Below are 19077 nucleotides of genomic sequence, written 5' to 3'. Positions count from 1 at the left end.
TATTATGTTGATTATTCCTTTTTTAATTTATTACAACAATGCTGGTGGTTTAGAAACGGAGCAGTCTTTTTGCCCGTTTAAAATGATAACTGGGTTTCCTTGTCCAGGTTGTGGTATCACAAAATCAATGGTGTTTTTTTATGAAGGCAATATCTATAAAAGCCTTTATTATCATTTGTTTGGCCCTTTTGTAGTTTTACTTTGCATTTTCTTGTTGATAAAATTCACTGTAGAATTTATCAATGATAAAGAATTTCTTTCTATTTCATATCAAAACAGAAAAAAGATAACCTATGTAATTGCTGCTATACTTATGCTTTATCATTTTATTAGAGTAATTTATTTTATCTCTACAAATGGATACAGTGATGTTTTGAAAGAATCGATTTGGATGTAATTATCCCTTATCTTTTTTCTCTAACTCTGCCTGAAATTCTTCCATAACTGGTTTCATTGTGCTTTCTGGTATATCAGATATTTTAATGTACATAAGTCCGTCAACAGCGTTGTTAAATAGCGGGTCTACATTAAAGGCAACAACTCTTGCGTTTTGTTTAATGTACTTTTTAATTAAAACTGGCAGTCTAAGATTTCCTGGCTCAACTTCATCAATAATTTTGTCAAATTTATTTAAATCGGCTTCGGTTTCATTGAATACAAAATCTTTATCTGCATCTTTTAATTGAACTTTAAATTCTTTTTTAGGATGAACATATTGTGCAACATAAGGATCATAATAATGCGATTTCATGAATTCAATCATAAGCGATTTTGAGAATTCAGAAAATTGATTACTAATGCTTACACCGCCAATTAAGAATTTATGTTCTGGGTAACGTAGTGTAGTATGAACAATTCCTTTCCATAATAAGAACAAAGGCATTGGTTTTTGTTGGTATTCGCTTATAATAAAAGCTCTTCCCATTTCGATAGATTTACTCATCATATCAAAAAGCTCAGGCTCAAATCTAAATAATTCTTGTAAATAGAATCCATCAATACCGTGTGAAGCATATATGTGAGAGCCAAGACCCATTCTATAAGCTCCAGCAATTTGTTGAGATTCAACATCCCAGAGGAACATGTGGTGATAATACTTGTCGTATTTGTCTAAATCTAAAGATTCATTAGTTCCTTCTCCAACCTCTCTAAAAGTAATTTCACGTAAACGTCCTATTTCGTGTAGAATATTCGGAATCTTGTCAGCAGTTACTAAATAAACTTCATAATTTTTGCTTTGTAGCAAACGACAATCTGTTTCTTTAAGTAAAGCAACTTCTTCTAGAATATTTTCGTGATTAGCAGATTTTGCAATTTGCTTTGGAGTCTTTGTAGTTTTTAATAAAGAAAAATTACCAAACTTAGATTCTTCTTCATATGCATTAGAAAGCATGTAGGTTTTCTTACGAAGAAAATCACCGTACTCTGTAATGTTTTCAATTTCGTTTTGTTCTGCTACAGAAATAGGTTTTCCTATTCTAACCTTTATAACTCTGTTTTTCTGAGTCAATAATTCACTAGGTAGTTTTGCTGTTCTTAATGTTTCATTTAAACTAGATAAGAAATAGAATAACTTACTGTTTTTAGCATGAAAATAAATGGGAACAACAGGAACTTTTGCTTTCTTGATGATTTTTATTGCTCCTTCTTCCCAAGGCTTATCTACGACTAACTTTCCGTCTTTATAAGTAGATACTTCTCCTGCAGGAAATATACCTAAAGGTTTACCGTCGCTTAAATGTCTTAATGTCTCTTTTATGCCTAGAACGCTAGATTTTGCATCTTTATGGCTTTCAAAAGGATTTACAGGCATTATATACGGCTTCATAGGTTCAATTCTGTGCAATAAGAAATTGGCTATGATTTTAAACTCAGGCTCTTGTTCAAGCATTAATTTTAAAAGTAAAATACCATCAATTCCTCCTAATGGGTGATTTGAAACTGTAATATAAGCACCGTCTTTTGGTAGTCTTTTTAAATCATCTTGATGAATTTCAAATTTTATTTGAAATTCATCAAGTATAGCATTTAAAAACTCAATGTCTTTTAAATGCTTATTTCTGTTGTAAATTTTATTTAGAGTAGAAATTTTTAAAACCTTCATCAGTAACCAACCTGAAAAAGTTCCAAAAATCCCATATTTGTCAGTATTTATAGCTTTTGCTACTTCTTTGGCATTAACTAATCCCATTTATTTTTTGTTTAATCTAAAAACAAAGATAACAATTCTCACTTAATTTAAGTGAACTATTACAAGAAAGCGGCAGTATGTTGTAATTATTTGTTTGTTAACGAAAAACCTTTAAAATACTGGCAAAGTAGTTTTATTTTCAATAGTATTTTATTACATTTGAACGATAACCAAAACCAGAAAATGAAGATTATTTCTTATAATGTAAACGGAATTAGAGCTGCAATATCAAAAGATTTTATTACTTGGTTGCAACAAGCTAATCCAGATGTTATTTGCCTTCAAGAGATTAAGGCTATGGAAGAACAAGTTCCTAGACTTGAAATTGAAGCTGCAGGATATCCATATCAATATTATTTTTCAGCTCAAAAAAAAGGATATAGTGGAGTTGCTATTTTTTGCAAGAAAGAGCCTAAAAATGTGGTTTTTGGTACAGGAATTGAGCATATGGATTTTGAAGGACGTAATTTGCGTATAGATTTTGATGAGGTTTCTGTAATGAGTTTATATCTTCCTTCTGGAACAAATTCCGATAGATTGAGCTATAAATTTCAATATATGGATGAATTTCAGGAATACATTACAAAGCTTAAAGAAAATGTTCCAAACTTGGTTATTTGTGGTGATTATAATATTTGTCATGAGGCAATAGACATTCATAATCCTGTTGGGAATAAAAACACTTCAGGTTTTCTACCAGTAGAAAGAGCATGGTTAGACGGTTTTATGAAAAACGGTTTTATTGACTCTTTTAGACATTTAAATAAAGAACCACACCATTACAGTTGGTGGAGTTATAGAGCAAATGCTCGAAATAATAATAAAGGTTGGAGAATTGATTATTGTTTAGTAAACAAGTCGTTAGAAAGTAAAATTGAGCGCGCTTATATTTTACCAAATGCTAAACATTCAGATCATTGCCCTGTAGTTGTAGAATTAAATAATTAATATAAATAAATGAAAATGATAAAAAAAGTTGCCCTAGCTGTTGTAGTTTTTGGATTAACTACTTCTTGTGTTTCTAAAAAGATTTATAATGATTTAGAAAACAAATATGCCGATTTAAAGAAAGAGCGTAATGCATTAGCAGATGATAACGGAGCATTATCTAAAAGCAAAAACAAATTAGAACTTGAAAAAACAAGCTTACAAACAGAATTAGATAAAGCAAAAGCAGAAAGAGATAAATTATCTTCAGATTATGCTGCGACTAAAAAAAGCTTGGATAATTTAAAATCTTCATACTCTGCTTTAGAAAAAAACAGTAATGATGCTTTAGACAGCAACATGAAAAAAAACAGAGAATTGTTAGCTGAATTAGATGCCAAACAAAGCAAATTAAATGCAGAACAAGAACGTTTAGATAAATTGAAAGCTGATTTAGCATCGTCAACAAGCCGATTAGCTGAATTAGAAAAAATGATGGCTGATAAAGAAGCTGGAATGAATAAGCTAAAAGAAACTTTATCTAAAGCTTTAAATGCATTTGAAGGAAAAGGATTAACAGTTGAGCATAGAAATGGAAAAGTATATGTTTCTATGGAAAACAAATTACTTTTCGAATCTGGAAGTTGGACGGTTGGTTCTGAAGGAAAAAAAGCAGTTACTGCAGTTGGAAAAGTATTAGGTGATAATCCTGAGATTTCTGTATTAATTGAAGGACATACAGATAATGATAAAATTACAGGAACTATTGGTGGTGGAGTAGAAAACAACTGGGATTTATCTACAAAACGTGCAACTGCAATTGTAAATATTTTATCTGAAAATAAAAAAGTAGATAAAAAGAATTTAACTGCAGCTGGTAGAGGTGAATATGCACCTTTAATGGCAAATGAAACGGCTGAAGGAAAAGCTAAAAACCGTAGAATTGAAATTATTTTAACACCAAAATTAGATGAGATTTCTAAATTAATGAGCGAATTATAATATTCTAAATCATTTAACTTTAAAGACTCAAAGTACTTACTTTGGGTCTTTTTCTTTAAAAGAATCTTACTACTTTGTATATTTACACTTTTAAACTACAAAAATGAACTACACTACTTTACCGAATACGTCGATAAAAATTAGTAAAATTTGTCTTGGCACCATGACATTTGGGAACCAAAATTCAGAAACTGAAGCACATTCTCAATTAAATTACGCCTTAGAAAGAGGTGTAAACTTTATTGATACTGCAGAAATGTACCCAATAGGTGGGAATGCGGATATTTTTGGAAGTACCGAAAGACATATTGGTTCTTGGATTAAAAAATCGGGGAAGCGAGATGAAGTGGTTTTGGCAACTAAAATTGCTGGACCAAATCGTGGCATGACGTATATTAGAAATCCATTAGATTTTTCTAAAAAAAGCATCACGGAAGCAGTAGAGTTGAGTTTAAAAAACCTACAAACCGATTATATCGATTTGTACCAAATGCACTGGCCAGAACGCGTAATGAATATGTTTCAAAAACGTGGTGTTCAAGAATTAGATCCTAATTGGCAAGACAATATTTTTGATGTTTTAACCATTTATGACGGATTAATTAAAGAAGGTAAAATTAAACATATTGGTGTTTCAAATGAAAACCCTTATGGTGTAATGAAGTTTTTACAAGAAAGTGAAAAACATAATTTACCAAGAATAGCAACCATTCAAAATCCGTATTCTTTATTGAATAGATTGTATGAAGTGGGTTTAAGCGAAATGTGTATGCGCGAAAATGTTGGCTTACTAGCGTATTCACCTTTAGGTTTTGGGTTTTTAACAGGTAAATATTTAAAGGGTATTCCTGAAAATTCTAGAATGCAATTGTTTCCAAATTTCAAACGATACATTAATGAAAATTGTCATAAAGCAACCAAATTATATAAAGAATTAGCTGAATCCAATAACCTTACGTTAACTCAAATGTCGTTAGCATATGTAAACCAGCAACAATGTGTAACTTCAACTATAATTGGAGCTACAACTTTAGAGCAATTAAAAGAGAATATTGACGCTTTTGATGTAGTTTTATCAGATGACATTTTAAACGAAATTGAAATTATTCAGGAACTAATTCCAAATCCGGCTCCATAAAAATATATAAAAAAAGCCCTGCATTTGCAGGGCTTTTTGTTTTAGAAGCTGAAACAAGTTCAGCTTGACAAAATTTAGATTATAAATTATCAATCACTTTGTCTTTCGGGTAACGAACCTTATAACTGATTCTTATTTTCTTGGTTTCATTAGCACCTAGTTTTAAATCCCAAGTTAAAATTCCGGTTTCTTCATTTACTTTCGCTCTATCTTTTTCTAAAAGTTCTACTGTAATTTCTTTATCCGTACTTATTGGATATTGATCTTTCAACAATAATTCAATACTTTCTTTTTTGTTGTTTCGAATGGTAATATCATAGGTAAACGTTTGTTCCTTATATGCGGATAAGAATTTAGTTCCCGATTTATCTGCAATTTTCTCACGCTTAATAGAGATCTTTTTATCTCTTCCCATGCTTAAATTCAATGTGTCTGATGTTTGATTCGGATTGATTACCGTTTTACCAACATACATTCCTTCGAAAATAATATTCGCTTCTCCAGGCAATAGATTAAATTTAGAATAATCTGATATTTCAGCCAATAAGAACGCTTCTTTTTCTATTCTTGGAGCTGCATAATAACGATACGAAGCTGGTAATTTTATTTCTTTTAAAGCAACACTATGTGCTTTCCCGTTTGATAAAATATCATAAGGAATATCAATGTCAAATGAAACGTTTAGTTGGTTTTCATTAATGCTCGTGAAATTTGAAACTGAAGATTCTTGCAATTCATCAGCGCTTACTTTCATTCCAGATGCTTTTGACTGAATTGTATTCATTACAGCATTTGAGTTGTTATACTGTACAAAGCCTCTGTTGTAACCAAAACGTAAAAACCAAGCTTGTAAAATAGGTGCGTTATTGTTTTGTGTTGGGTTGCCGCTAGATAAGGTAAGTTTTACTTTTTTCCAATCAACACCTGTGTTTTGTGTCACTTGACCTTTGTACATCATATTAATTGGCGTACTGATGCTTTCTGCTCTTAAATCATAGAAAGGCTTCCATGTAGCTCCAGCTGTAAGATAATTGATGTCTAAATTCACTATTCCAGCAGATTCATTCATAACTTGTAAAATCAATTTTCCTTTTGAAGATTTTTCTTCATTTTTAGTGTTGATTTCTAGTTTAGAATTTAGTTTTTTCAACTTCTCATTCAACTTGCTTTCTTTTTCTTGAAAAGCAGTAATTGCATTGCTAAGTTGTGTGCGTTTAGAATTATAGTAATCAACTAATTTCATTAATTCAGACACATTTAAACCGGTATTGGTTCCAGAAACTTGTTGGTTTTTGTCCAACAATTCAATGGTTTTAGCATGCGAATTTTTTTGAGTTTGTATGCTTACTAGCTCTTTTTGAACCCAATTGATGCTGTCACGTACTTTTTTAATAGCAGGATTACTTTCGTCAATTTCATATTCTGAAATATAATTTTGGGTAAATTGAACCGATAAAACTGTTAAGGAATTGGGTGCGCCAATTTGAACCGTATTTTCGTTTAAATAATCGGCAACGTTTTTAATGACAATTTCGCTTGTTCCTTTTGGTAAGTTTACCGAAGTGGTTTGAATAAGTTCAGCGCTGTTGCTGTAAACAGTTGCGCCTTTTACAGTTGCGGTTGTAAATATTGGTTTTTGAGCAAACAATGTTGCCGAAACCATAATAGTTAGTAATAAAAATAATTTTTTCATGTTTATGAATTTTATGTCTTTCTATTATAGAGAGACATTTTCATGAAAAGGTTGGGAAGGGAATTAGTTTTTTTCTTTAAAAGTTTTTAAACACTGTATCATAATAGCCATGTTTTTATTTAATTCCTCTGTTCTAGGTGCAGATGCATTTAAATAATAAAAATCTTTGTCTGAGTTACTTTTTATTATGAATGATATCATTTCAATTTCTCCATAAGTTCCAGAGTTTGATTTTGTATGTAGAAAATATGCTTCGTTTTCTATGAAATTTGTTTTGCCAAATTCAATTAATTTTAATCTGGAATCTTGTTTTATTTTGTCAAGAATAAAATTATATTCAGAATTTAAATTCTTTTTAGATGAAAAACCTTTTCCTTTTTGTATTGAGATAGCATTAATAAATTTTTTTTCATCAGGCATTGAAAATGCATCAATCCCAATTGAGATTTCTTCAATTTCATCAAAATTTTCTACCTTCCAATCCCAATTTAATGGTAGCAATAATTTAAAAGTTCCATCAGGGTATGCCACAGGTTTTTTAGTGAACTTTACAGGGTATTTCTGATATTGAATTAGGTTAAATTGTTCACTTGAACATGACGTAATTAAAAATAATATAAAAAACTTTATTATTAATTTCATTAATGATTTATTATACTAAATATTATTTAATTGGCTATTTTTACTTTGAATCTATAGTTAGTTACCCAAACAAAACACCTACAACATCTTCAATTTTAGAAACCAAAACCACTTTTATTTTAGTATTTTTTAGAGAAATTTTATTGTGTCTAGAGACCAATATAGAAGTAAATCCAAGTTTTTCGGCTTCTTGTATACGTTGGTCAATTCTATTAACTGGGCGTATTTCTCCCGAAAGTCCAACTTCACCTGCAAAACAAAATCCGTCTTCAATGGCAATGTCTTCATTAGAAGATAAAATAGCAGCCACAACGGCTAAATCAATTGCGGTATCTTCCACAGAAATCCCTCCTGTAATGTTTAAAAAGACATCTTTTGTGCCTAAACGAAAACCAGCTCTTTTTTCTAAAACAGCTAAAATCATGTTTAATCGTTTGGCGTTATAACCTGTTGTGCTTCGTTGAGGTGTTCCGTAAACTGCTGAACTTACTAACGCCTGAATTTCGATCATTAACGGACGCATGCCTTCAAGTGTACATGCAATTGCTGTTCCTGACAAGGCTTCGTCTTTGTGGGAAATTAATATTTCAGAAGGGTTTTCTACTTCGCGCAAACCGCTTCCTAACATTTCGTATATTCCTAATTCGGCGGTTGAACCAAATCTGTTTTTTAACGAACGTAAAATTCTATACACGTGATTTCTGTCACCTTCAAATTGCAAAACAGTATCCACCATGTGTTCCAAAATTTTTGGACCAGCAATTGTTCCGTCTTTGGTAATGTGACCAATAAGTAATACTGGCGTATTCGTTTCTTTGGCAAATTTGATCAGCTCGGCCGTACATTCTCTAATTTGGGAAATACTTCCTGCCGAAGATTCAATATAATCGGTATGTAATGTTTGAATAGAATCGATAATGACAATTTCAGGTTGCATTTCCTGAATTTGTTTGAAAATATTTTGCGTTTTTGTTTCAGTAAGAATGTAACAATTGTCGCCATTTGGCGTAATTCTTTCGGCACGCATTTTAATTTGCTTCTGACTTTCTTCTCCAGAAACGTATAAGGTTTTATAAGGTAATTTTAAAGAAATTTGAAGCAATAGAGTACTTTTTCCAATTCCTGGTTCTCCACCTAAAAGAGTTAATGACCCGGGAACTAAACCACCACCGAGAACTCTGTTTAATTCGTTATCGGTAGTGTTAAGTCTTATTTCTTTACTGTTGTCAATTTCTCTTATTAAAAGCGGCTTTGAAGCTCTAGTTGTTGAACCAGAATCGCTTTTCCAAGCTTTTTTTTCTTCTTTTTGAACTATTTCTTCAACGATAGTATTCCATTCTTTACAATTATGACATTGTCCTTGCCATTTTGAGAATGGTGTACCGCAATTTTGACAAAAAAATGAGGTTTTAATTTTAGCCATAGTTAATTATTCGCCTTCTTTTTTCTCACCTTCTTCAACAGGTGCTGGTTCAGCATATTCTTCAACTTTTGATTTGTCGTCTTTGTTTTTTAAATCTTCAGAACGAGAAATCATAAAGTCCTTAGTTAATTCACGTATTTCCTCTTTTGTAAAAGCTTTTTTGTATTCTTTGGTTGCTTTTTTAAATTCCCCCATTTTTTCGTAATACAACGCTTGGTGGTAAATACTTAAAGTAGTTTTTGGGTAATTTTTTTCAGCATATTTAGATAATTCTTGTAATTCTGGATATGCTTTGTTTTTTAAGATAGCAGCTTCAATTGCTTTAAAATCGGTTAATCTTGGTTTAATGTCAATGCCTAATTTTTCTTGTAAATTAGTGTATTTGTCAATTAAATATTGTGCATATCCTTTGTCAAGTGTTGCAATTTTAGTTTGAAATTCTGTCATAGAAATTGGTGCATAACCGTCAAAGATAAAATACAAAGCACTTGGAACAGCACTTGCCACTACTGAATAATGGGTTGTTCCAATGATTTCCTCTGCTGTAAACTTGAATTTAGCATTTGGAATACCTTTTACATTTTGAGATAGTTTTAAAGCTTTCTCTTTTAATTCGTCTTTATCACCTTCTGCCATTGCTTGGTAATAGAAAATTGGTTTTGTAATTACAGCAAGTCTTTCTGCAACTCTTTTTTCCATGTCAAAAGCTAATTCAGGTGATAAAGAAATATACCCGTTAAAAACAGGGTTATCTTTGTATAGATATGAATTTATAAAACCTGCAGTTGTATCGTGACCAGCAATTATTCTAAAAGGTTGAGTTCTGTATTTATTTTCAACATACGGAAGTAATTCTATACCAATAAATTCAAAAAAGTTAGCTCCAGTTCCAGAAGGAAAACCTCCTTGGTCAAATTCGCTATCTAAATATCTTGTTTCGCCGTAATTTTGGTTAACAGCAACAATAATCATTTCAGGTAAATCGTCCCAATAGTTTCCATATTTAAGAATCCCTTCAAATGGACTTAATAAATATTCGCCGTCTAAAACAACTAAAACAGGGTATTTTTTATCTGGAGAACTTTCGTAAGATGAAGGTAAAACAACAGTAAAATCTCTTTTCCCATTTAATTTTTTAGATTCAATTGATTCTGGAATACGTTGAGCAAAAGCAGTTATAGCGCTTAAGAAAAGGATTAAAAACAATTTTGATTTCATAAAAAAGATATATTGATTTATTAGAAGACCAATATACTAATTTATTTCTTTTTTGTAAAGGAAGGAAGTATTAAAAAAGCAATTCCGCCTAAAAGGATGGTGATAATTAATTGTGAAGTCCATACAATCCATCCAAAAGCATTTCCTGCTTCAATGGGAATGTTGTACAAAAATAATATTTTGGCAATTAAAACGGGGAAAAACCCAAAACCACCATTTGTAAAAGCTATTGTTAAGCTTCCAATTACAAAAGCGACAAGAACAGCTCCAAAAGAAATCATTTTTGTTTCTTCTAAAGCAAATATGATGGAATAAAACATCAAAACATATGTTAACCAGATCAATAATGTAAGTAAAATAAAAGGCCATTTATTGGGCATTTTAAAAACACTTAAAGCTCCGTCTGTAAGTCCTGAAACTTTATTTTTTATCCATAAAACCCACTTTATTTTTGAATAAATCATCAAATAAACTCCTATACAAGAGCTTATTATGCCAATTCCTATTAATAGAACTAGTTTTTTTAAGGGAATGTATTCTAATAGAAAGTTTTTAAGTGTGTCGAATTCTAAGATTACTGCGGTTAGTATAAAAAGTAGTAAAACAATGAAATCTACAATTCGTTCTGAAATAATGGTTCCAAAACCTTTGTCAAATGGAACGTCATCGTATTTTGTAAGTAATGCAGCTCTTGAAATTTCACCTGATCTTGGAATGGTAAGATTTAAAAAATAACCAATACTTACAGCAATTAAGTTTAATTTAAAATTGGATTTATAGCCTACATATTCAAGAGTATATTTCCATCGATAAGCTCTTAAAATATATCCTGAAAAAGCTAAAAATCCTGAAATTACTACAAATCTATAATCTGCTCCTAAAACAGAACTTTTAAGTTTTTCTATTTGTTCAGCAGTAAAAGAATTGTAGGTGTATATAATTAAAAATACTCCCAATAATAATGGGAGTATTATGCTTAATAGATTATTTATTTTTTTTTTCAAACTAAGTCAATGAATTGTCTTTCTCGTTTGGAAAAACTAAACAAGGTTTGAATTTCTTAGCCTCTTCAAAATCTAAAGTAGCATAAGAAATAATAATTATGATATCTCCTCTGTGCACTTTTCTTGCAGCTGGTCCATTAAGAGTTATTTCTCCTGTGTTACGAGGTCCTTTTATGGCGTAAGTTTCTAATCGTTCACCATTATTGATGTTTACGATTTGTACTTTTTCTCCTTCTATAATATTGGATGCTTCCATTAACGCTTCGTCAATTGTGATGCTTCCGATGTAATTCAAATCTGCACCTGTAACGGTTACTCTATGAATTTTTGATTTTACTACTTGAATATGCATGGTGCAAAGTTAATTAATTCGAATAAATTAAATATTTTTTTTAAAAAAATTATGCTTTTTTTAAGCCTAATGCTTATTTGGTTAGAGAAATGTTATCAATTAACCTTATTCCTTCAACATTAACGGCAATAAAAGCTCTGTATTTTTTTAATTTATTTTTCTTTAGGCAAGGCAATAGTTTTTCTTCGTCACAAATTTCAAAATATTCTAAATCAAACTTATTAATATTTTTAAAAGATTCAATTACGAATTTAGAAACTTCTTGTGCCGATTTTTTTTGAAATAAGACTTTTGATTTTCTTAAAAATTGAAAAATAAGGGATGCTTTTTCTCTTGTTTCTGTCGAAAGTCTTTCGTTTCTAGAACTCATGGCTAATCCATTTTGTTCTCTTAAAATTTCACAACCTATAATTTTCACAATCAGCTTTTCCTTTGCAACCATCTTTTTAACTATTTGGAGCTGCTGAAAGTCTTTCTTTCCAAAATAAGCATTGGTTGGATTTACAATTTGAAATAATTTTTTAACAATTGTGCCAACACCGTCAAAATGACCAGGTCTGTGTTTGCCTTCCATTTGGTTTTCAATTCCGTCAAAGTTAAAAGAAGCTGATTCTACTGAATTATTATAAATATCATCAACTGAAGGGGCATATATAATTACTTTATTGTTTGTTTTTTTTATTTTTTCAATATCGGATTCTAGTGTTCTAGGGTATTTTTTTAAATCATCATTATTATTAAACTGTGTTGGATTTACAAAAATACTTACTACAGTTAAGTCGTTGTTCTCAAGTGATTTTTGTATTAATGACAGGTGACCAGAATGCAGTGCTCCCATTGTAGGAACGAATCCAACGGACTTAAATTCAATTGTTTGCGATTCTAAAAAAGCTGTTAATTCTGATTTCTGATTGAAAACAAGCATGTTAATGTGAGTTAATTTAAAGTGCAAACTTACTATTTTAGTGGATAAATCCATAAATTTTTGTAATTTTGCGTGTTTTTTGAACTTAATACACAATTCAATATAATTATGGAAGATAAGAGAATATTGTATGTATCATCCGAGGTGGTGCCTTATTTAGCGGAAAATGAAGTTTCTCTACAGTCGTATGAATTTCCAAAAATGATTAACGGTCTAGGGGGGCAAATTAGAATTTTTATGCCTAGATATGGGAACATCAATGAAAGAAGACATCAATTACACGAAGTAATTCGCTTATCTGGTATGAATCTTGTCGTTAATGACATGGATATGCCTTTGATTATTAAGGTCGCTTCTATACCAAAAGAGAGAATTCAGGTTTATTTTATTGATAATGACGAATATTTTAAGAGAAAAGCAACTTTTACAGATGAAGAAGGAAACTTATTTCCTGATAATGACGAGCGAGCTATATTTTTTGCAAAAGGAGTTGTTGAAACTGTAAAAAAATTAAATTGGGTTCCAGATGTAATTCATGTTCATGGATGGATGGCTTCTTTGTTACCTTTATATCTTAAACATTTTTATAAAAATGAAGGTATTTTTGCTGACACAAAAATTGTTACTTCAGTTTATGGATCAGGCTTTGAAGGTGAATTAGATGGAAATTTAATGGATAAAGTTTGTTTTGATAATGTTTCAAAAGAAGATGCAAAACTTTTAGAAAAGCCTTCGTATGAAAACTTAATGAAGCTTACTATTGACTATTCAGACGCTGTAATTATTGGTTCTGAAGAGCTTTCGGCAGATTTAACAAAATATATAGAAAGTTCAGGTAAACCTTTTTTACCTTTCGCCAACAAAGAAGAAGTTCAAGAAAAATATACTAGTTTTTTGAAAAACCAAGTATTGTAATTATTTAACTATACTATGAAAAAGATTATTTTAGGTATAACTGTTTTGCTGTCAGTTATTTCAATTACATCATGTGATAAAGATTTTAACACAATAGGTTCTGAAATCGTTGGTGGAAACCATTTTGATTTAGATAGAAAAGACGATTTTACAGTTGTTGCGTATTCTAAGGCTACGGGTTCTGTTCAAACAAATAATTTACCCATAAATGCTTTGGGTATTTATGATAATCCGGCTTTTGGTTTAACAAAAGCTAGTTTTGTTTCTCAGGTAGAATTGTCAACGTCAAGTTTTAATATTGGAGATACTCCCGTAATTGATTCGGTATATTTATACGTACCCTATTTTAGTACATTAGAATCTACAGATACTAATGGGAATAGAGTTTTTGAGCTTGACTCAGTATATGGTTATGATGAAAATGCTAAATTTGATTTAAAAGTTTTAGAAAACGGATACAGGTTAAGAGATTATGACCCATTGAATAACTTTCAATCGGCTCAAAAGTACTATTCAAATGAAAAGTCATCTAAAATTGACCCTTATAAAGGTGTTGAGCTTTTAAATAACAGTTCAAATACTGCTCAAAATACTAATTTTGTTATTAGTAATAAAGAAATTATTATATATAAAACAAATGGTAGTGGAGTTTATTTAGACGAAAATAATGTTGCAATCTTAGATCAAAATGATGCTTCTTTAAGAATCGTAAAGGAAAGAAAGACCCCAGGGATGTGGTTGGATTTGAAAAACAGTTTCTTTCAGCAAAAAATATTAGATCAAGCAGACACAGGTGTTTTGTATAATAACAGTACTTTTAAAGATTTTTTTAGAGGCTTGTTGTTTGAAGTGTCTGAAACTTCACCGGGAAGAGGTTCAATGGCTATGTTAGATTTTTCTAGAGCTGAATTTAAAATTTTATACAAATCAACTTTCAGTGGCGGTACTCCAACAAGATATGTTTACAGTTTGCAGATGGGGTATAACGCTTCGTCATTTAAAACGAGTAATTCAATAAGTTTAATTGAGCATACAAAACAAGCTGATTATGCTGCTGGTTTATCTGCTTCAAATGAGACTACAGGAGATTCAAGGTTATATCTAAAAGGGAATGATGGTTCAGTTGCTTTTATTGAATTATTTGGAAATACAGATGTTTTCGAAATTAATGCAGATGGAGTTATGGTTAGCGGTTCAAATGGTGTGCCTGACGAATTAGATCAGTTAAGGGTAAATAATTGGTTAATAAATGAAGCAAATCTTGTTTTTTATATTGATACATCTGCTGATTTTGGTATGGGAAAAGCAAATCAAATTGAACCTGAGAGAATTTATATTTTTGACGCAACAAATAATAACCCTATAATTGATTATTATGCTGATGGCTCAACCTCATCTGATGTGAAAAGAAATAAAAGAGGGTTTGGTGGTATTATTCAACGAGACGGAATAACTGAAAAAGGAATTAGATATAAAGTTAAATTAACGGAATATATTAATAGACTTGTAAACAGTAAAATTGAAGATTATAGGCAAAATGTAAGAATTGGTGTTTCTATAACTGAAAACATTAATTCGCCTCAAAATGCTTATATAAATCCAGGAAATTTAATAACAATTGGTGGTTCTCAAGTTGAATTTTTACCTGTTTCATCAGCTATGAGTCCTTTAGGAACCATTTTGCATGGTTCAACAAGTACTTCAACTTATACTGATTCTTCTGGAAATATAATTCCAATGAAATTGAAATTACAAATTTATTATACAGAACCTACAAACTAAATTTATTATTTATGTGTGGAATTGTTGGATATATTGGTCATAGAGACGCTTACCCGGTTATAATTAAAGGATTACATCGCCTAGAATATAGAGGTTATGATAGTGCTGGATTAGTTTTGTTTGATGGAGAGAAATTGAAGATGTCTAAAACAAAAGGAAAAGTTTCTGATCTTGAATTAATATGTGAAAAAGAAAATACAAAATTTGGTAAAGTTGGAATGGGACATACTCGTTGGGCGACTCATGGAGTTCCAAACGATGTAAATTCTCATCCGCATTTTTCTAATTCTGGTAAGTTAGTAATTGTACATAATGGAATTATTGAAAATTATGAACCTCTTAAGAAAGAGTTAATTAAAAGAGGATATACTTTTAAATCTGATACCGACACTGAGGTTTTAATTAATCTTATTGAAGATGTTAAGAAAAAAGAAAATATAGGTTTAGGGAAGGCGGTTCAGATTGCTCTAAATCAGGTGGTAGGTGCTTATGCAATTGCTGTTATTGATGTTGATAAACCAAATGAAATAATTGCGGCTAGATTAGGTAGTCCTTTGGCTATTGGAGTAGGTGAAGATGAATTTTTCATTGCTTCGGATGCTTCTCCTTTTATTGAATATACTTCAAATGCTATTTATTTGGAAGATGAAGAAATGGCAATTATAAGGCTTCATAAACCTATGAAGGTTAGAAAAATAAAAGATGATGCTTTAGTTGATCCTTATGTTCAAGAATTGCAAATGAATCTTGAGCAGATTGAAAAAGGTGGATATGACCATTTCATGATGAAGGAAATCTATGAACAGCCAAACGTAATTAAAGATACATATAGAGGTAGACTTTTAGTAAATAAAGGAATAATTCGTATGGCTGGAGTTGATGATAATCTTGAGAAATTTTTAAATGCCGATAGAATAATAATCATTGCTTGTGGAACTTCATGGCATGCTGGATTAGTTGCAGAGTATATTATTGAAGAATTTGCTAGAATCCCTGTTGAAGTTGAATACGCTTCTGAATTTAGATATAGAAACCCAATTATAAATAAAAATGATGTTGTGATTGCAATTTCACAATCAGGTGAAACGGCAGATACTTTGGCTGCAATTAAGTTAGCAAAAGAAAACGGAGCATTTGTTTTTGGTGTTTGTAACGTAGTAGGTTCATCAATTTCAAGAGAAACTCATGCAGGTGCATATACGCATGCAGGTCCAGAAATTGGCGTTGCTTCTACAAAAGCATTTACTACTCAAATAACTGTTTTAACTTTATTGGCCTTGCGTTTAGCAAAGGCTAATGGAAAAATGTCGAATTCAGATTATCAAAGGTATTTATTGGAGTTAGAGATGATTCCGGAAAAAGTTACTGAAGCATTAAAATGTAATGAAGTTGCCAAAGAAATTGCGGCTATTTATAAAGATTCTCCAAATTGTCTTTATTTAGGAAGAGGTTATAACTTCCCAGTTGCATTAGAAGGAGCTTTAAAGTTAAAAGAGATTTCTTATATTCATGCTGAGGGTTACCCAGCTGCTGAAATGAAGCACGGTCCTATTGCTTTAATTGATGAGTCAATGCCAGTAGTCGTTATTGCTCCTAATAAAGGGCATTATGATAAAGTGGTAAGTAATATTCAAGAAATTAAATCAAGAAGCGGTAAAATTATAGCAATAGTTACTAAAGGTGATACACAGGTAAGAGCTTTAGCTGATCATGTGATTGAAATACCGGAAGCAACAGAAGCTTTGACGCCACTCCTTACAACAATTCCGTTACAATTATTATCATATCATATCGCAGTTATGCGAGAGTGTAATGTAGATCAGCCTCGAAATTTGGCTAAATCTGTTACTGTAGAATAAGAATAAAAAAGCGAAATATGAACATTTCGCTTTTTTATTAGAAAAAATTCAAAGAAATTATTGCAAAATTGTTTTATAAAAAACTATCTTTGCACTCGGAAAAATACATGTTTTTTCAACATTAAATAGCTATTAAATAAATACATAAGTAATGTCTAAAGTTACAGGAAAAGTTTCAAAGATTATCGGACCAGTTGTTGACGTAGTATTCAACCAAGAAGGAGCCGAACTTCCAAAAATTTATGATTCATTAGAGATCACTAAAAAAGACGGTACATTATTAGTACTTGAAGTGCAGTCTCATGTTGGAGAAAATACGGTTCGTACAATATCTATGGATTCAACAGATGGTTTGGCTAGAGGTACAGATGTTTTGTCAACTGGAGCGCCTATTCAAATGCCTATTGGTCCTGAAGTGTTCGGGCGTTTATTTAATGTAATCGGAGATGCAATCGATGGTTTAGGTGATTTGCCTAAAGACGGAAAAAATGGTTTGTCAATTCACAGACCTGCTCCAAGATTTGAAGATTTATCTACAGCTACAGAAGTTTTATTTACAGGTATTAAAGTAATTGACTTAATTGAGCCATATGCAAAAGGTGGTAAAATTGGTTTATTCGGTGGTGCTGGAGTAGGTAAAACAGTATTAATTCAAGAATTAATTAACAATATAGCAAAAGGTCACGGTGGTCTTTCTGTATTCGCAGGAGTAGGAGAGAGAACGCGTGAAGGAAATGACCTTTTAAGAGAGATGTTAGAGTCAGGTATTATTAAATATGGTGACGATTTCATGCATTCTATGGAAGATGGAGGATGGGATTTGTCAAAAGTTGATAAAAACATCATGAAAGATTCTAAAGCGACTTTCGTATTCGGACAAATGAATGAGCCACCTGGAGCGCGTGCACGTGTTGCCTTATCTGGTTTAACAATTGCTGAATATTTCCGTGATGGAGCTGGAGATGGACAAGGAAAAGATGTTCTTTTCTTCGTTGATAATATCTTCCGTTTTACACAAGCTGGTTCTGAGGTGTCTGCATTATTAGGGCGTATGCCTTCTGCTGTAGGTTACCAACCAACATTAGCTACTGAAATGGGTGTAATGCAAGAGCGTATTACTTCTACAAAAACAGGATCTATTACATCTGTACAAGCGGTTTATGTTCCTGCGGATGATTTAACTGACCCTGCACCTGCAACAACATTTGCTCACTTAGACGCAACTACTGTATTGTCTCGTAAAATTGCTGAGTTAGGTATTTATCCAGCGGTAGATCCATTAGATTCTACTTCTCGAATCTTAACTCCTCTTATTTTAGGGAATGAACATTATGATTGTGCACAAAAAGTAAAAGAAATTTTACAACGTTACAAAGAGCTACAAGATATTATTGCTATTTTAGGTATGGAAGAATTATCTGAAGAAGACAAATTAGTAGTTTCTAGAGCACGTCGTGTACAACGTTTCTTATCTCAGCCATTCCACGTAGCAGAACAGTTTACGGGTATTCCTGGGGTATTAGTTGATATCAAAGAAACTATCAAAGGATTTAATATGATTATGGATGGTGAATTAGATCATTTACCAGAAGCAGCATTTAACCTTAAAGGTTCTATTGAAGAAGCTATCGAAGCTGGTGAAAAAATGTTAGCAGAAGCATAATAATTATCAATTTATAGTTGTAACTATTAAAAAAGCAACTCATAATTCAATAAATATGATTTTAGAAATAGTATCGCCAGAGGCTACATTGTTTAAAGGAGAAGTTGCTTCGGTAACAGTTCCTGGTGTTAATGGTGAGTTTCAAATATTAAATAATCACGCATCTATTGTGTCGTTATTGATTAAAGGGAATGTTAAAATAAGTGCTCAGAATATTAAAATTCAAAAAGAATTTGTTTCTAAATATACTAAAGTTAATGAGCAAACATTTTGGTTACCTATTAACTCAGGTACTATTGAAATGAATGAAAATAAAGTGATTGTTTTAGCTGATTAATTTGCT

At 31.3% G+C, this 19077-nt stretch carries 17 protein-coding genes; 9 read left to right on the top strand and 8 right to left on the bottom strand.

The features are described from left to right. Positions 1-4: 4 nt before the first annotated feature. Positions 5-397, top strand: a complete 393-nt coding sequence (locus UXY25_RS10070) for a DUF2752 domain-containing protein (RefSeq protein WP_320815891.1) — start codon at positions 5-7, stop codon at positions 395-397. Here UXY25_RS10070 and UXY25_RS10065 read toward each other — a convergent pair whose 3' ends face one another. Further along, positions 398-2191, bottom strand: coding sequence for a lysophospholipid acyltransferase family protein (locus UXY25_RS10065; protein WP_320815890.1), 1794 nt, complete (start codon positions 2189-2191; stop codon positions 398-400). A gap of 183 nt (positions 2192-2374) precedes the next feature. Between UXY25_RS10065 and UXY25_RS10060 the strand changes: the two genes are divergently transcribed. The 3 genes from UXY25_RS10060 (at position 2375) to UXY25_RS10050 (ending at position 5258) form a co-directional block, all read left to right on the top strand. Continuing rightward, the gene (locus tag UXY25_RS10060) at positions 2375-3139 is read left to right on the top strand and encodes an exodeoxyribonuclease III (RefSeq protein WP_320815889.1); all 765 of its coding nucleotides are present in this window, start codon (positions 2375-2377) and stop codon (positions 3137-3139) included. A 15-nt stretch (positions 3140-3154) separates the two neighbouring features. Beyond that, a complete protein-coding gene (locus tag UXY25_RS10055; protein WP_320815888.1) occupies positions 3155-4120 on the top strand; it encodes a flagellar motor protein MotB in 966 nt (321 codons plus the stop codon). Positions 4121-4223: 103 nt separating this feature from the next. After that, positions 4224-5258 carry an aldo/keto reductase gene (locus UXY25_RS10050; protein WP_320815887.1) on the top strand — a complete coding sequence of 345 codons (1035 nt, stop codon included), beginning with the start codon at positions 4224-4226 and terminating at the stop codon, positions 5256-5258. Between the two features lie 79 nt (positions 5259-5337). Here UXY25_RS10050 and UXY25_RS10045 read toward each other — a convergent pair whose 3' ends face one another. From UXY25_RS10045 to panC, 7 genes are all read right to left on the bottom strand, one after another. Then, a complete protein-coding gene (locus tag UXY25_RS10045; RefSeq protein ID WP_320815886.1) occupies positions 5338-6951 on the bottom strand; it encodes a DUF4139 domain-containing protein in 1614 nt (537 codons plus the stop codon). Positions 6952-7014: 63 nt separating this feature from the next. Then, entirely contained in the window at positions 7015-7593 is a 579-nt protein-coding gene (locus UXY25_RS10040; RefSeq protein ID WP_320815885.1) for a hypothetical protein, read from the bottom strand. A 61-nt stretch (positions 7594-7654) separates the two neighbouring features. Then, positions 7655-9016: a DNA repair protein RadA gene (gene radA, locus UXY25_RS10035; RefSeq protein WP_320815884.1), complete on the bottom strand. Its 1362-nt coding sequence runs from the start codon at positions 9014-9016 to the stop codon at positions 7655-7657. 6 nt (positions 9017-9022) lie between these two features. Next, on the bottom strand, positions 9023-10234 hold the full coding sequence (locus tag UXY25_RS10030) for an alpha/beta hydrolase (protein WP_320815883.1): 1212 nt from the start codon (positions 10232-10234) through the stop codon (positions 9023-9025). A 41-nt stretch (positions 10235-10275) separates the two neighbouring features. Then, positions 10276-11238 (bottom strand): lysylphosphatidylglycerol synthase transmembrane domain-containing protein, encoded by a 963-nt coding sequence (locus UXY25_RS10025; protein WP_320815882.1) that lies wholly within the window; start codon positions 11236-11238, stop codon positions 10276-10278. Between the two features lies 1 nt (position 11239). After that, entirely contained in the window at positions 11240-11590 is a 351-nt protein-coding gene (gene panD, locus UXY25_RS10020; protein WP_320815881.1) for an aspartate 1-decarboxylase, read from the bottom strand. Positions 11591-11663: 73 nt separating this feature from the next. Then, positions 11664-12515: a pantoate--beta-alanine ligase gene (gene panC / locus UXY25_RS10015; RefSeq protein WP_320815999.1), complete on the bottom strand. Its 852-nt coding sequence runs from the start codon at positions 12513-12515 to the stop codon at positions 11664-11666. Between the two features lie 108 nt (positions 12516-12623). Between panC and UXY25_RS10010 the strand changes: the two genes are divergently transcribed. The 5 genes from UXY25_RS10010 to UXY25_RS09990 all read left to right on the top strand — a co-directional run bounded on the left by UXY25_RS10010 (position 12624) and on the right by UXY25_RS09990 (position 19071). Then, on the top strand, positions 12624-13430 hold the full coding sequence (locus UXY25_RS10010; RefSeq protein WP_320815880.1) for a glycogen/starch synthase: 807 nt from the start codon (positions 12624-12626) through the stop codon (positions 13428-13430). 15 nt (positions 13431-13445) lie between these two features. Continuing rightward, positions 13446-15212, top strand: a complete 1767-nt coding sequence (locus tag UXY25_RS10005; RefSeq protein ID WP_320815879.1) for a DUF4270 domain-containing protein — start codon at positions 13446-13448, stop codon at positions 15210-15212. Between the two features lie 11 nt (positions 15213-15223). Next, entirely contained in the window at positions 15224-17071 is a 1848-nt protein-coding gene (gene glmS, locus UXY25_RS10000; RefSeq protein WP_320815878.1) for a glutamine--fructose-6-phosphate transaminase (isomerizing), read from the top strand. A gap of 151 nt (positions 17072-17222) precedes the next feature. After that, positions 17223-18734: a F0F1 ATP synthase subunit beta gene (atpD, locus tag UXY25_RS09995; protein ID WP_320815877.1), complete on the top strand. Its 1512-nt coding sequence runs from the start codon at positions 17223-17225 to the stop codon at positions 18732-18734. 55 nt (positions 18735-18789) lie between these two features. Further along, on the top strand, positions 18790-19071 hold the full coding sequence (locus tag UXY25_RS09990; protein WP_320815876.1) for a F0F1 ATP synthase subunit epsilon: 282 nt from the start codon (positions 18790-18792) through the stop codon (positions 19069-19071). The last annotated feature ends 6 nt before the right edge of the window (positions 19072-19077 follow it).

The sequence above is a fragment of the Flavobacterium sp. genome (assembly GCF_034111225.1).
Classification (GTDB): domain Bacteria; phylum Bacteroidota; class Bacteroidia; order Flavobacteriales; family Flavobacteriaceae; genus Flavobacterium.
Note: the sequence above shows the minus strand (reverse complement) of the source record. Positions and strands in the feature narration are given on the sequence as shown.